The 14,415-nt window shown below is 36.0% G+C and carries 13 protein-coding genes and 1 riboswitch; of the genes, 5 read left to right on the top strand and 8 right to left on the bottom strand.

All coding sequences use genetic code 11. The features are described 5' to 3' along the window. Positions 1-45 precede the first annotated feature (45 nt). The 4 genes from G7081_RS02550 to pth all read right to left on the bottom strand — a co-directional run bounded on the left by G7081_RS02550 (position 46) and on the right by pth (position 5,032). Complete coding sequence (locus tag G7081_RS02550) at positions 46-546, bottom strand: FtsB family cell division protein (RefSeq protein WP_166007148.1); 501 nt, start codon at positions 544-546, stop codon at positions 46-48. Between the two features lie 64 nt (positions 547-610). Continuing rightward, positions 611-886 (bottom strand): RNA-binding S4 domain-containing protein, encoded by a 276-nt coding sequence (locus tag G7081_RS02545; protein ID WP_166007146.1) that lies wholly within the window; start codon positions 884-886, stop codon positions 611-613. Further along, the gene (mfd, locus tag G7081_RS02540) at positions 887-4,435 is read right to left on the bottom strand and encodes a transcription-repair coupling factor (protein ID WP_166007144.1); all 3,549 of its coding nucleotides are present in this window, start codon (positions 4,433-4,435) and stop codon (positions 887-889) included. A gap of 30 nt (positions 4,436-4,465) precedes the next feature. Further along, complete coding sequence (gene pth, locus G7081_RS02535) at positions 4,466-5,032, bottom strand: aminoacyl-tRNA hydrolase (RefSeq protein ID WP_166007142.1); 567 nt, start codon at positions 5,030-5,032, stop codon at positions 4,466-4,468. Between the two features lie 269 nt (positions 5,033-5,301). On the opposite strand from pth, the gene G7081_RS02530 reads away from it, so the two are divergent. Continuing rightward, positions 5,302-6,690 carry a L,D-transpeptidase family protein gene (locus G7081_RS02530; protein WP_166007140.1) on the top strand — a complete coding sequence of 463 codons (1,389 nt, stop codon included), beginning with the start codon at positions 5,302-5,304 and terminating at the stop codon, positions 6,688-6,690. Between the two features lie 28 nt (positions 6,691-6,718). On the opposite strand, the gene G7081_RS02525 is transcribed toward G7081_RS02530, so the two are convergent. Both G7081_RS02525 and G7081_RS02520 read right to left on the bottom strand, forming a co-directional pair. Further along, entirely contained in the window at positions 6,719-6,985 is a 267-nt protein-coding gene (locus tag G7081_RS02525; RefSeq protein WP_166007138.1) for a chorismate mutase, read from the bottom strand. Beyond that, the gene (locus tag G7081_RS02520) at positions 6,963-7,703 is read right to left on the bottom strand and encodes an NAD-dependent protein deacylase (protein ID WP_238786656.1); all 741 of its coding nucleotides are present in this window, start codon (positions 7,701-7,703) and stop codon (positions 6,963-6,965) included. The genes G7081_RS02525 and G7081_RS02520 overlap by 23 nt, the downstream gene beginning before the upstream one ends. 159 nt (positions 7,704-7,862) lie before the next feature. Between G7081_RS02520 and G7081_RS02515 the strand changes: the two genes are divergently transcribed. Next, positions 7,863-8,168, top strand: a complete 306-nt coding sequence (locus G7081_RS02515; protein ID WP_166007136.1) for a hypothetical protein — start codon at positions 7,863-7,865, stop codon at positions 8,166-8,168. 79 nt (positions 8,169-8,247) lie between these two features. On the opposite strand, the gene G7081_RS02510 is transcribed toward G7081_RS02515, so the two are convergent. Then, positions 8,248-8,862 (bottom strand): 50S ribosomal protein L25/general stress protein Ctc, encoded by a 615-nt coding sequence (locus G7081_RS02510; protein WP_166007135.1) that lies wholly within the window; start codon positions 8,860-8,862, stop codon positions 8,248-8,250. Positions 8,863-9,275: 413 nt separating this feature from the next. Here G7081_RS02510 and G7081_RS02505 point away from each other — a divergent pair, with 413 nt between their 5' ends. Together G7081_RS02505 and G7081_RS02500 are read left to right on the top strand one after the other, a co-directional pair. Next, entirely contained in the window at positions 9,276-11,015 is a 1,740-nt protein-coding gene (locus G7081_RS02505) for an ABC transporter ATP-binding protein (RefSeq protein WP_166007133.1), read from the top strand. Continuing rightward, a complete protein-coding gene (locus G7081_RS02500) occupies positions 11,015-12,763 on the top strand; it encodes an ABC transporter ATP-binding protein (RefSeq protein ID WP_166007131.1) in 1,749 nt (582 codons plus the stop codon). The genes G7081_RS02505 and G7081_RS02500 overlap by 1 nt, the downstream gene beginning before the upstream one ends. Positions 12,764-12,781: 18 nt before the next feature. Here the strand turns inward: G7081_RS02500 and thiT are convergent, their stop codons facing one another. After that, positions 12,782-13,354 carry an energy-coupled thiamine transporter ThiT gene (gene thiT / locus G7081_RS02495; protein WP_166007129.1) on the bottom strand — a complete coding sequence of 191 codons (573 nt, stop codon included), beginning with the start codon at positions 13,352-13,354 and terminating at the stop codon, positions 12,782-12,784. A 57-nt stretch (positions 13,355-13,411) separates the two neighbouring features. Continuing rightward, positions 13,412-13,514, bottom strand: a riboswitch (TPP riboswitch). Positions 13,515-13,656: 142 nt separating this feature from the next. Between thiT and G7081_RS02490 the strand changes: the two genes are divergently transcribed. Beyond that, positions 13,657-14,409, top strand: coding sequence for an exodeoxyribonuclease III (locus G7081_RS02490; protein WP_166007127.1), 753 nt, complete (start codon positions 13,657-13,659; stop codon positions 14,407-14,409). The last annotated feature ends 6 nt before the right edge of the window (positions 14,410-14,415 follow it).

Raw genomic sequence — 14,415 nt, 5'->3', positions numbered from 1 at the left:
GTTGTTCCTCCTTATTTTTTATACTTCTAACTTCCACCCACCTGATTATTCACCATCAGTGTTTGACTCAGTTTTGGTATCTTCTTTTTCTGTTTCTTCACTTGTTTCTTTTTTATCTTTTTTACTTTTAGCATCGTCAACGGCGCCTGACCCTGATTGAGGAAGACTGTATACCAACTCGCCATCTTTTGTATAGAAAAACTTTTGTCTTGCAACTTTTTGTAAGTAGTCTTCATCTTTCAGCAAGTCCACACTATAGCGCAATGATTTTTCGTTTTTTTCCAGCTCTTCTTTTTCACGAAGGGCCGCAACTTTTTCTTTTTCAAGCTGACCAATATGGCGATAACCACTAATCAAGTTAAACCCGCTTAAAACAAAGAAAATCGTGGCAATTGTGAAAATAACCGTTAAACGACGACGTTTAAAAATTATTTGCTTTTTTTCTCGATTATACTGCTGCAACTGTTCTTTGGTGTATTCATTTCCAATAGTAGAAACGTTTACTAACGTTGGTTCAGCTTTCTTATTAGTTTTCACTTCTTCCATATCAAAAACTCCGTTCGATGGATTGTATATCATAAGATATTATAGCAAGACCCCGTTGCCTTGTCTAATTTAATTTCTCGACTTCGACATCTCTTGTTTCACTAATAATTTCATACATTTTATAAGCATCATCTTTTTTTGTAGAATCCATTAACTCTCGGACTTTGACTTCAAGCGTTTTATTACCAAATAAAATTTTTATCGTGTCACCTTTTTTTAATGATGTTGACGACTTAGCAATTTGACCATTCACTTGAATACGTCCTTTATCTGTGACTTCTTTCGCTATAGTTCGGCGTTTGATAATACGAGAAACTTTCAAAAATTTGTCTAATCTCATTTATTCCACCTCTTCATCTTTTAGTTGTTTAACAGCTTTGTATTTTTCATCTCTTAAAGCCATTACTACCTTCGTCACTTCTAACAACCATCCTGCTTCACTTAATTTGTTTGGAATCGTTAGGATTAATACCATCTGCTTATCATCCGGACGAATATCCGCTTGAAGTTTTGTTGCAGATAAGGCCTTAAACAATTGTTCGACAGCATATAACTTGCTACCTTTTTGACTCAACAAAATAGAAAGCTTGTCGTCATTTCTGACAATTTTTTCAACCAAGGCATAATCTCCTGCCATTTTTAATAAACCAACAGATAGTAAATAGCCTACTTCATCAGGATAATCTCCAAAACGATCAAACAGATCATCTTCCAGTTCATCAAACATCTCTTGTGATTCCAGTTGACGAATACGCTTATATATTTCAATCTTTTGTCGCTCATCTTCTATGTAATCAGAAGGAATATATGCGTCGATACCAACATCGATTTCCATTGATGTTTTGCTTTCAGGAAGATTTTTTCCTTGTTTACGGGCAACCGCTTCACTAAGCATTTGTGTATACATATCAAATCCAACAGAATCAATAAACCCGTGTTGTTGCGCACCTAACAAATTCCCCGCTCCGCGTATAGATAAATCTCGCATAGCTATTTTAAAACCTGCCCCAAGCTCTGTGAAGTCACGAATAGCTTGCAACCTCTTTTCGCTTACTTCATTCAAGACCTTATCAGGTTCATACATAAAGTACGCAAAAGCTACGCGATTACTTCGGCCAACACGACCACGTAATTGATACAACTGGGACAGCCCCATGCGATCTGCATTTTCTACAAATAATGTGTTGACATTAGGAATGTCTACTCCTGTTTCAATAATAGTAGTTGTGACTAACACATCATATTCATGTTGGATAAATGCTAGTAATGTTGATTCCAATTCCAATTCAGACATTTGCCCATGAGCAAAACCGATGCGGGCATCAGGGATTAATTGTTGAAGTTCCATAACTTTCTTATCAATAGTGTCTACACGATTATGTAAGTAAAACACTTGACCACCACGGCTCAATTCACGCTCCACCGCATCTTTAATTGCCCCTTGATTCCGTTCCATTACATAAGTTTGAACAGGATAACGGTTAGCCGGAGGTGTTTCGATAACTGATAAATCCCGAACACCTAACATTGACATATGTAAGGTTCTGGGAATTGGGGTTGCAGTCAGAGTAAGTACATCCACTTGTGATTTTAATTGTTTCAAGCGCTCTTTATGCTTGACACCGAATCGTTGCTCTTCATCAACAATCAGTAGTCCCAAATCTGCAAACTTAATATCATTCGATAGCACTCGATGTGTTCCCACAACGATATCAAGTTGCCCTTTCTCTAACTCCCTAATTGTTTCTTCTTGTTGTTTCTTCGTTCTAAATCGACTTAACAAACCTACAGATATTGGAAAGTCCGTAAATCGATCTAGCATCGTCTCGTAATGCTGTTGCGCCAATATTGTGGTGGGAACTAAAATGGCCACTTGCTTACCATCTTGAATTGCTTTAAAAGCTGCACGCAATGCTACTTCGGTTTTGCCAAAACCAACATCCCCCACTAACAAGCGATCCATCGGTTTAACCGACTCCATATCTTTTTTAATTTCGGAAATGCTTCTTAATTGATCTTCCGTTTCTGGATAAGGGAATGCATCTTCAAACTCTTTTTGATAACTATCATCCGGAGAAAATGAAAAGCCTCTTTCAGCTTCTCGTTCAGAGTATAACTTAATCAGATCATCGGCAATATCTTCAATCTTAGCAGAAACTTTATTGCGAGTTTTGGACCAATCTGACCCGCCGAGCTTGTTTATTTTAGGTTCTTTAGATTCTGAAGCTACATATTTTTGAATCAAATCTAACTGCGTGACTGGAATAAATAATTTATCGTTCTTTTGATAAAGAATCGTCATGTAATCTTGGTGGACACCATCCATCTGCAAAGTTTCCATTCCGATATACTGGCCGATACCATGGTTCACATGAACAACATAATCCCCCGGTTTAAGTTCGTTATAACTTTTTAACCTTTCAGCATTAGATACATTTTGTCGTCTCGGGCGCTTTTTAGATTTTGTCTTCTGAAGTAATTCACGTTCAGTGATAATTGCTAATTGACTATCTGGCAACTCAAACCCTGTTTCCAGCTGACCAACAATAAGTTGAACTTCACCTTTTAACAAGTTATCTGAAGTCGTAATAACCACTTGTTGATTATAATCGATTAGTAATTCCTGCATCTTTTTTAATTTTTCTTCATCCGGCAAGACCATTAAAACAGTGGTATTTTTTTTCTTCCATCTATCCAATTCAATTTTCAACAAATCAATCTGACCAAAAAATTGTTGCATGCTCCGGTAATGGAATGGAATTATTTTTTGAAATTTGAGATTCCCCATCCCTTTTTGAAATAACGTGAAGTATGTTTTATTCCCGGGGAAATCCTTCAATAAACCAACAACATCTTTACCATATATCTGGTTTGGCATAATCGTCCCTGATTCTAACTTACTCGTAATCCAATTTGCTTCGTCTTCTAATAGCGTCTTCTCACTTTCTAAAATACGAGGATAATCATCCACACATAAAAAATCAGCTGACGTAACATAATCCGATAAGGTTGTTTCTTCTTGATAATAATGTCCTAAGTGATGTAAATCATCCGAATGCGGCAGACCTTTATCCCATGTTTCTATCACATCAACAAAATAAGATTGCATACGGTTTTTAGCCTCTTCGTCCGACAACTCATTCAAAGACTCATCCATTGCACTTTCCAATCGCTCGGACGCCAAACGCAACTCTGATTCATCTGAAAATAAATCAGTCGCTGGCGGAATTGTTATTTGAGACACTTTTTCTAAAGAACGCTGATTTTCTGGATTAAAAAAACGAATCGATTCAATCTCATCACCAAATAAATCAATACGAACTGGATATTCTTCTGTCAATGGATAGACATCTAAAATACTACCTCTGACACTGAACTCACCTGGGCTAGCAACTAGCCCCTCACGCCTATACCCCATTAGCACTAATTGTTTTTGGAAATTTTCCAAATCCAACTCTTCATCTAATACTAGCAATCTCTCATATCGTTTCCACGTGTCCACCTTTGGTAAAAACTTCCTGAATCCAGCGACCGGAACTACTACCAGTCCTGATTTACCGTTCGCTAAAAAAGACAAAGCGGCAATCCGCTCTGCCATTGTTTCTGGTGATCCGTAAGACATTTCAATTGCCGTCACTTCATCAACAGGAAATATATGCACTTCTGAATTTGGTAACAGCCCACAGAATTCATCATAGGCATTCCTAGCATGATAAATATTCGGCGTTAAAACAATTGTCCTATGGCCAATTGTTTCTAATAAACTAGACATTACCAACGCTTTGGCTGAGGAGGACAACCCCGTTATTAGTTGCTGCTTCTCTTCTGATAAATCACTCTGCCAATCGACAACTTCAGGTAATTGACCTACTATATCATTGATATTCATGATTACTCCATTCTCCACTCACTAATTAACTTATTTACTATTAAATTTATTCATTGTACTAACGAAATCATCATTGCTAATCCAATCCGCCACTGCATCTGCCGAATTTTTCACTGCTAATAGCATTTCCTCGTGAGTTTCCTTTGGAAATGTTCCTAAAACATGTGAAACAACCTCTTTTCCCGGTTGCGGACGATCGATGCCTATTTTAATTCGATTGAAGTCTTGCGTACCTATGTGTCGGATTAAACTTTTAATCCCGTTGTGACCACCTGCACTCCCTTTTTGACGAAGTCTAATCTTACCTGTTGGTAAATCTAAATCATCATAGATAACTAAAATATCTTCTTCTGTCAAATTATAATAATCCAACAACGGGCGAATGGCACGGCCAGATTCATTCATGAATGTCTGGGGTTTAACTAACAAGACTTTCTCACCTGAAAAATTAAATTCAGCAATTTCTGATTCAAACTTACTTTTGTTAAAGTTAATTCCGTTTTGATTAGCAACCTCATCTAAAGTAATAAAACCTATATTATGCTTTGTATCTTTATATTTACTACCTGGATTCCCTAAACCAACAATAATCTTCATAATATGCCTCGCTTTATTTTAATCCTACAATTTTTTTGATTTTCACGTCAAAATAGCCGAGTCTCTTTGCAGGCACTCAGTTCTTCATAAGTATAGCATAATTTTTCTCAAAAGACTTTTACATAGTATTTTTGTTCCGGGTATTTGATTGCTCATTAAACCACACTTGTAAATGATATTTTACTAATATTCAAAACAAAAAAGCTTCCTTATAAAAAACTTTATGTTACAATTAGATTACAATTTATATTTATAGAGAGGTCTTTTTTATGAAACTAAAAAAATGGGTATTCTTACTCTTCACAATACTACTTTTAATCATTGCTGGGTTATATACGAAACAGGCCCATTTTTATGGTACGCACTTTTATCCTAAAACGGTAATAAACGATGTGCCAATCGGAAATATGACGTTACCTGAAGCTACTAAACGATTAGACGAAACTCATGCCGATGATATTTTTTCTATCAATAACGGGGAAGAAACTTGGCAAGAAATCAATAGCCGCCAACTTGGTCTTGAACACGATATTAAACCTAGTTTAGAAAAAAAACTTAACAAACAAAAAAAATTCTTATGGCTTATCCAACGCTTTTTCAAAACAGATGTCGAAATAACTGACTTTAATTTAGATGAAGAAAAATTTAACCGAACAACAGATGGCTTGAAAGAAGCACTTGCCGTTTTAAACCAAGATCAAACAGCTCCTCAAGATGCTACTATTATTGAAAAAGATGGTAAGTTAATCATCCAACCTGAAGTGATTGGTGAAACATATGATCTTGAAAAAGTTGTTGCTGAAATAAAAACAGCTTTATCTAGCAATAAAACATCTATCAACATTGAAAAAATGTTAGTTCAACCAAAAATAAAATCAGATGACAGCTCCTTAAAAAAAGCACTTGAAGAAGGTGAAAAATTAACTAAGGAACCTGTTGTATACCAAATTAATGGAAAAGATATCGAAATTCCCAAGGCAACAATCGTGAGTTGGATTTCCTTCAATAATGAAGAAGAAAAAGTTACTTTAGACTATGAAAAAGTTTATGGCTACGTTCAAGAATTAGGTGCTCAATACGATACCAGCGTTAATCCAACCACTTTTAAAAGCACTAAACGTGGTGAAGTAAGTGTGCCTGCCGGCAGTCTAAGCTGGACTATTCAAACTGATGCTGAAACCAATGCATTGATTGAGGATATTTTAAAAGGAAAAGGTGTTAAGCGTTCGCCTATTGTTAACGGAAGCGCCTCAGCTAGTTCTTCCTTAGTTGGACAAACCTACGTGGAAGTAGACTTGCAAAATCAACATATGTATTTCTATAAAGACGGTGAATTATTCTTAGATACGGCAGTTATTACAGGGAAGCCAACAACTAAGACTCCCCCTGGAGTTAACTACTTATGGAAAAAAGAACGCGATTCTGTTCTTAAAGGAACAAACGATGACGGTTCAAAATATGCCGAACCCGTATCTTACTGGATGCCTATTGATTGGACTGGCGTGGGTCTTCATGACTCGCCATGGCAACCCGCTGATGCATACGGTGGAAACAGTTGGGAATCGATTGGCTCTCACGGATGTGTGAACACACCACCTGCTGTTGCAGAAAAATTGTATAATAATATTGAAGTCGGTACTCCTGTTATTGTCTTCTAAAAAAACACTACCCAAATGGGGAGTGTTTTTATTTTTCTATTAATTTATTTTGCTGTTCTTTAGAGTGATTCATAATTGTAGAGAAAATTTCTTCATATAACTTTTTCAAATCAGCATCATCTGTATAACTTTTTACTTTAGTCAAAAGATTTTCCTCACGTGACGAATCTAAAACGGGAATCCCATTTTCTTTTTTTATAATCGCAACTTCTTTGACAACTTGTAAGCGATCTTCAATTAAACTGACAATTTGCTTATCAATTTTATCAATTTTATCGCGTTGGTTTTTTAGCATTATTTTTCATCCTCCATTCGTTCATCTCTTCAAAAAAACTCTCAGCTTTTCCGATAACCATCTCATGAGGGACATCAATCATAATTGATCGATCATTAATAACTATTACATCAGAAAGTTCATTTTTAAAATTGAGTAACTGACAAAATGGAAACACTTTAAATGACGTACCCACAATTAAAATTAAATCTGCTTGATTTATCAACTCTTTTGACCGATTAACCACCAAATCGTCAAGTCCTTCTTCATACAATACAATATCCGGACGAATAATCCCTCCACAATTTGGATGGTAAGCCGACACAAGGTAATCACAACTATCAATAAATCGCCGACACTTAGTACAGTAACACCTATATAAACTTCCATGAAATTCAACGACTTCCGCACTACCATATTGACCATGTAGTTGGTCGATGTTTTGGGTAATGATACCGCCCGTCCCTTTAGCCATGATCAAATCTTGTAATTCATGATGAATAATATTGGCTTTCGCCTCTGAATGATATAAGTTTTTAACAAATTGATAAAATTTATGTGGTTCTTGTTCAAAGCACGTTCTGCTTAATAAATATTCCGGCTGTTCAAGACCTTGATAAACACCTTTGACCGAACGGTAATCAGGGATTCCCGATGCAACTGAGACTCCTGCACCCGTCAAGGCAACAACATTACAGCTAGCTTCCATTTTCTCAAATAATACTTCAACCTTACTCACGTCTTCCACCTCGATTATTAGTATACAACAAATACCAACTATCTGTTTGACAAACTTTTTTCATCCATTCTGAAAAAAATCATAAAATGCCCTTTAAAACGATGACAAGTTATATATAAGATGATAAAATAAAATGAAGAAAAGAAAGAGGTGAATTAAATGGTAGCAAACATTATTTTTTGGGCATTCATTTTAATTAACATTGCTTGGATTATTATTAGTACTGGTTTCAGCATTTATTATCTAATCAATAAAGAAAACGGAAACCTTTGGGCTTTCGGGTTCTTAAATATCGTATCAGCAATTGTCTTAGCATTAGTTTTACTAGTGTATACAACTTGGAATTTCAACGTTACAACTCAATTCTCATTAAACCTAATTTACGTTATTTTAGGAGCAGAAGTGGTATTAGCAATTATCAAGTTCATTTTAGGTCGTGAACCTAAGCTAGAAACAACTAAATAAACAATTAAAAGAAGAGTTATACACAGGTTGTCTGTGTATAACTCTTCTTTTTTGTGTATAACCTTCATTTAACGAGGTTTTACTCTTCTTTTTCACCAATAACTTCTGGTTGAACTTCTTCACCAGTAATCTCATCTTCTTCAGAGAATACTTTAGCCTCCACTACCGCAGCAACTTGTTCTTCTTGGTCTGCAATAATTTCGAAATCAGTTTGCTTAATATCTGCAACCGTTATGGCATCACCAATTTCTAAACCAGTAACATCTACTTCAATGACATCTGGTAATTTATCAGGTGTAGCAGATACAACTACTGTATATAAGTTTTGTGTTAGCTCCCCACCCACTTTAACACCTTTAGGCGTACCTTTTAACACAATATCAGCTTCTAGCTCTGTTTTTTCTTTCATATCAACTGCCAAGAATTCAACGTGAACCCATTGACGGTTAAACGTATCTTGCTGTTGATCAAAAATTAATGTTGGGATTTTTCTTCCTGCAACCTCTAAAGTATACACGGCATTTTGACCATGCTCCTTGATTGCCTTCATCAATTCTTTTTCATTCACTGCAATTGCAGTATTTTTTTCTTGGTTTCCATAAATCACGGCTGGAATTTGTCCTGCTAGACGCAACTCTTTCTTAATCGAACGTGGTCTAACTTGTCTCTCGTTTACTTTTAATACGACTGCCATAACTATCATCCTCCTTTAGAATTAAGCCAAAAATAGGATCAAATATTTAGCAAACCGCTTTGCTTTTTCTAACCATTTCTAACAAAGTCCAGTTCAGCATTGCCTTCCCCTATTCTTGTCAGTACATAATATAGAAATAAACTCACTTATACTATAATGCTTATTCTAATTTTCAGAAGAATGCATTGAGTATATTTTGCAGAGCGTCCTCTGCAAAGTGCTCATCGTGATTAAGCCTCTCAAACCTAGCCACACTATAATATAAGCTTATGTCTATAGCTTATCGAGTATCTATCATTTCGTCAATGAAAGTGCCTTTTCTGTAAGGTTTCAGTAAGATATCAGTTTATTTAATTTAAATCATAGAGTACAATTAAAAGAAACTATCTATTTATATATTAGGAGGATCACGCATGCTGGGGTTATTACGTTATGCTAAAGAATATAAGAAAGAATTAATACTGGGACCTTTTTTCAAATTTTTAGAAGCTGTTTTCGAGTTATTATTACCATTAGGAATGGCAATGTTGATTGATAACGGTATTGCAAAACATGATTTTAATTACGTCCTTAAAATTAGTACACTAATGATTTTGATGTCAGTTGTAGGATTATTTTGTGTTTTGCTATGTCAGTACTATTCATCAGTAGCATCACAAGGTTTTGGAACTGATTTACGGACCGCCCTTTTGAAAAAGATTAATACACTATCTCATCAAGATCTAAATGATTTTGGCACGTCAACCTTAGTCACTCGTATGACTAACGACATCAATCAACTTCAATTAGCGTTAGCAATGTTAATCCGATTAGTCATTCGTGCCCCTTTTTTAAGTCTCGGTTCGCTCATCATGGCATTTTATATCAATGCTAAAATCGCTCTGATATTTATACTAGCTCTAGCGATTTTCTGTTCTGTTTTGTATGTCATGGCCAAACAAACAGTCCCGCTTTATAAAAAAGTTCAAAAACAAATCGATAAAATGAACCAAGTTATTTCAGAAAATTTAAGTGGGATTCGTGTTATCCGTGCATTTGGTCAAAAAAAATATTCAGAAGATGGAATGGAACAAACAAATAAACAACTTGCTAAAGCCTATCGACGAGTAGCAAACGTTTCTGCCATCTTAAATCCAGCGACAATTTTAATAATGAATGGAGCTATTATTTTAATACTATTCCTAGGTGGCAATTATATTAATACCGGATCACTGACTCAAGGGGAGCTATTAGCCTTAATTAATTACTTAACCCAGATGTTGTTGGCATTAATTGTGATTTCAAATCTCGTTGTTATCTTTTCAAAAGCTTCTGCTGCTGCTACACGTGTCAATGAAGTGTTAGAAACCACTCCAAGTATCCAAGAACCCACTGATGCTGTCACTGAGCTAGCTACCCAAAACAATGTTTCCTTATCATTTAAAAATGTCTCATTTAAATATCAAGTAAATAGTGGATTAGCTCTGGAAAATATCTCATTCGACTTGAAAAGAGGGCAAACTTTAGGAATAGTTGGAACAACAGGGAGCGGAAAAAGCTCAATCATTCAACTTGCTCCACGTTTTTATGATCCAACAAGCGGTTCAATCGAGTTATTTGGCGTCCCCCTTCAAAAGATTTCACTGACCACACTTCGTAACACGTTCGGTATTGTACCTCAACAAAGTGTCCTGTTCACCGGTAGTGTTCGAGAAAATTTACAATGGGGTAAAAAAGATGCCACTGATAAAGAATGTTGGGATGCACTAATGATTGCCCAAAGTGCTGACTTTGTTGAAAAATTGCCAAAAAAACTCGATACTATGATTGTGGAGGGTGGTAAAAACTTTTCGGGCGGCCAAAGACAACGTCTAACGATTGCTCGTGCTTTAATTAACCAACCTGAAATTATCATATTAGATGACTCTTTAAGTGCTCTTGATTTTCAAACAGATGCTAACTTGCGTAAAAGTCTTGCAGCTAACCTAACAAATAGTAGCCAAATAATCATTTCACAACGTATAAGCTCCATACAAGATGCTGATCAAATATTAGTTATTGAAAACGGGACACAAGTTGGGCTTGGAACACACGAAGATCTAATGTTATCGTGTGTCACATATCAAGAGCTTGTTGAGTCTCAACAAAGTAGCAGAAAAGCAGGTGATCATTAATGAACACAAAACAACATCCACTAAAAAGGTTTTGGCCTTATCTAAATAAATTTAAAATAGAATTATTATTAGCACTTTTTTTAGGAATTCTTAGCGGTCTTTCTTCCGTATTAATGACTTATGAAATCGGGCGTGGTATTGATGCCATGGTAGGAGTTGGAAATGTAGATTTCCCCTTACTGAAAAAAGTGATTATGTATTTAGTTGGCTTGTTAATCACCGCTGCAATCACTCAGTGGCTCGTTCAAATAATTGGTAATAAGATTGCCTATCACTCTGTTGCAAAATTAAGAGAAGATGCCTTTACACACTTAAACGATTTACCGATTAATTTTTACGACCAGACTCCTCACGGCAGCTTAATCAGTCGATTTACAAATGATTTAGACTTAGTTTCAGAGGCTTGTACTGCTATCTTCAACAACCTCTTTACAGGTATGACTGTCGTTATTATCGCCTTTGTTTCTATGGTAAAAATAAATGTTAGTTTAACCATCCTCATTGTTATCTCAACAGGAGTTATCTTTATAATCAGTTGGCTTGTTGCCCGAGCTAGTCAAAAACGATTTACTGCACAACAACAAATTATTGGTGACATGTCATCTTTTATTAACGAAATTGTTGGTAATCAAAAGATTGTCAAAGCCTTTCATTATGAAGATCTGTCTGAAAATCGTTTCAACGAACTAAATATGGCATTACAAATTGAAGGGCAAAAGGCGCAGTTTAATTCTTCTCTGACAAACCCGCTATCGCGATTTATTGATCACTTAGCTTATGTCTTAATCGGATTGCTCGGTGCAAGTATTCTCATCGCTCAACCGAAAGCAATGACGGTAGGGTTAATCTCCAGCTTTACTATTTACTCTGCACAATTCACCAAACCATTTATCGAACTATCCGGATTAACTACTCAAATTCAAGGTGGGATAGCTGGATTGGAGCGTATTTTCTTTCTACTAGATCAAACCACTGAAATTGATAGTAGCACGCGTAAGTTAGACTTAAATAAAACTATCGGTAAAATCACCTTTAACAAAGTCGATTTTTCTTACTTACCAACACAACCATTGATTTCTGATTTCAACTTAATAGTAAACCCTGGGGAAACTATTGCAATTGTTGGAAAAACGGGCGCAGGGAAATCAACTCTCGTTAATTTATTAATGCGTTTCTATGATGTCACAAATGGAGAAATATTATTGGATGATGTGAACATACAAGATTATTCAAGAGCCTCTCTCAGAAAATCATTTGGTATGGTGTTACAAGATACTTGGCTATTCGACGGAACAATTAAGGATAACTTGAAATTTGGTAAGACCAATGCCACAGATGAAGAAGTTGTCGCAGGGGCAAAAGCTGCGAATATTCATCAATTTATCATGAAACTGCCTCAACAATATGAGACAGTAATTGGAAATGCTGGTGTTAAAATATCAGATGGACAGCGTCAACTTTTAACCATTGCACGAACAATGATTTCTGAACCACCAATGTTAATCTTAGATGAAGCGACCAGTTCAGTTGATACCCTAACAGAAAAAATCATTCAAGAAACGTTTCAAAAGATGATGGCAGGTCGAACTAGTTTTGTCATCGCCCACCGTTTATCGACTATTGAAAAAGCTGATAAAATTCTCGTTATGGAACAGGGACAAATCATTGAAATTGGATCTCATACAGAATTACTTGCTAAAGAAGATGGCCCCTACAAACAACTTTACAATTCTCAATTTTCAAAATAAAAAGCTAGTCCAAATGGACTAGCTTTTTTTGTCTTCAAGCAATACCGCTTTGGGATAAGTTTGGACAACAAGTAGTATCACGATAAAAGTGACAAGCGCTGTCGCTAACCCACTACCACCGTTCATGACAAATGAGAATTGCCATGGGTTCATTCCCCACAAAGCATATTGCCCCCAAAAAATGACGCCTGCGATAAAATGCCAAAAGAATCTTGCTGTACAACCAATTAGAGAAGTGACAAGTAATAGACCTGATGTTTTTAAAAACCTTTTTTCTTTTAAACTTTTTTGAACAGGTGCCATCATCAACCCGGCAAACCCTGAAAAAGCAAAGGCAATTAGATACTCAATCAAAACTTGCGAAACTGATAGAAATACAACATTACCTACTAGAAAATGCAGTAACCCCCACATTAACCCGGAAAATAGACCGGCTTTAAAACCTCTCCTCAAACAATAAATCGTCATGGGAATCATTCCCAATGAGATGGTGAAACTACTACCAATGTTGGTAGGTACCATAGAAAGCACAATAGCCAATGCCGCAACAATTGCACCTTCAAGCCAAACTCTTAATTTAACACGTGACACAAAAACTCCTCCTTTTTGTAGAACAAAGCCATACAACAAAGGAGGAGCAAATTATAATATTCGCTCCATCACAATTCCTACGTAAGTCTCAACTTAATCAGGTTCGAAGGGTCCAAGCTTGCGCTTCATCTCAGCCTCGTGGGCACCCCTTTGTGATGGTAAGTTCTATTCAATTTTTATTACTCCTTTAGTATCACATCATTCTTTACTAAGGTCAACCTTTGAGATTATAAAACACTTTATAAACTACCATTCTTTCGTTACAATAGGTTAAGACCTAACTAAGAGAAGAGGACTTAAAAATGAAATTAATTTCATGGAACGTCAACGGCTTGAGGGCTGTTGTAAAAAAAGGTTTTGTTGATATTTTTAACGAATTAGACGCTGATTTTTTCTGCCTCCAAGAAACCAAATTACAAGAAGGGCAAATCGATTTAGAGTTGCCTGGTTATTATCAATATTGGAACTACGCTATTAAAAAAGGCTACTCCGGAACCGCTATCTTCGCTAAAGAAGAAGCTCTTTCTGTTAAATACGGTATTGGTATCGAACAGCATGACCAAGAGGGCCGTGTTATAACCCTAGAATATCCTGAATATTATGTGGTAACTTGTTATACACCGAATGCACAAAATGAACTCAAACGACTTGATTACCGTCTACAGTGGGAAACAGATTTCCAAGCATTTATTAAAGATTTAGATAATCACAAACCGGTTATCCTCTGCGGTGATTTAAATGTCGCTCACCAAAATATTGATTTAAAAAACTGGAAAACAAACCAAAAAAATCCAGGGTTTTCTCCCTGCGAAAGACAAAAGATGACCGACTTTTTAGATCTTGGATTTATTGATACATTTCGTTATTTTAACCCAGAGTTGGAAGGTGCCTACTCTTGGTGGAGTTATCGCTTTAATGCTCGTACTAATAATGCGGGATGGAGAATTGATTACTTTTTAGCTTCAAAAAAACTGGAGAATTGTTTAGTATCAGCTAATATACACGCTGATATCATTGGTAGCGATCACTGTCCCGTTGAATTAATTATAGAGTAGGAGTAT

The organism is Vagococcus coleopterorum (assembly GCF_011303955.1).
In the GTDB taxonomy this organism is placed as follows: Bacteria; Bacillota; Bacilli; order Lactobacillales; family Vagococcaceae; genus Vagococcus_D; species Vagococcus_D coleopterorum.
The sequence above is the reverse complement of the archived record's forward strand: the minus strand, read 5'-3'. Positions and strand labels throughout refer to the sequence as shown.

Coding starts and splice junctions, on each gene's coding strand:
- mfd (WP_166007144.1), bottom strand. CDS start 4,435: ATGAATATCAATGATATAGTAGGTCAATTACCTGAAGTTGTCGATTGG.
- G7081_RS02550 (WP_166007148.1), bottom strand. CDS start 546: ATGGAAGAAGTGAAAACTAATAAGAAAGCTGAACCAACGTTAGTAAAC.
- G7081_RS02490 (WP_166007127.1), top strand. CDS start 13,657: ATGAAATTAATTTCATGGAACGTCAACGGCTTGAGGGCTGTTGTAAAA.
- G7081_RS02500 (WP_166007131.1), top strand. CDS start 11,015: ATGAACACAAAACAACATCCACTAAAAAGGTTTTGGCCTTATCTAAAT.
- G7081_RS02515 (WP_166007136.1), top strand. CDS start 7,863: ATGGTAGCAAACATTATTTTTTGGGCATTCATTTTAATTAACATTGCT.
- G7081_RS02530 (WP_166007140.1), top strand. CDS start 5,302: ATGAAACTAAAAAAATGGGTATTCTTACTCTTCACAATACTACTTTTA.
- G7081_RS02525 (WP_166007138.1), bottom strand. CDS start 6,985: ATGCTAAAAAACCAACGCGATAAAATTGATAAAATTGATAAGCAAATT.
- G7081_RS02510 (WP_166007135.1), bottom strand. CDS start 8,862: ATGGCAGTCGTATTAAAAGTAAACGAGAGACAAGTTAGACCACGTTCG.
- pth (WP_166007142.1), bottom strand. CDS start 5,032: ATGAAGATTATTGTTGGTTTAGGGAATCCAGGTAGTAAATATAAAGAT.
- G7081_RS02545 (WP_166007146.1), bottom strand. CDS start 886: ATGAGATTAGACAAATTTTTGAAAGTTTCTCGTATTATCAAACGCCGA.
- G7081_RS02505 (WP_166007133.1), top strand. CDS start 9,276: ATGCTGGGGTTATTACGTTATGCTAAAGAATATAAGAAAGAATTAATA.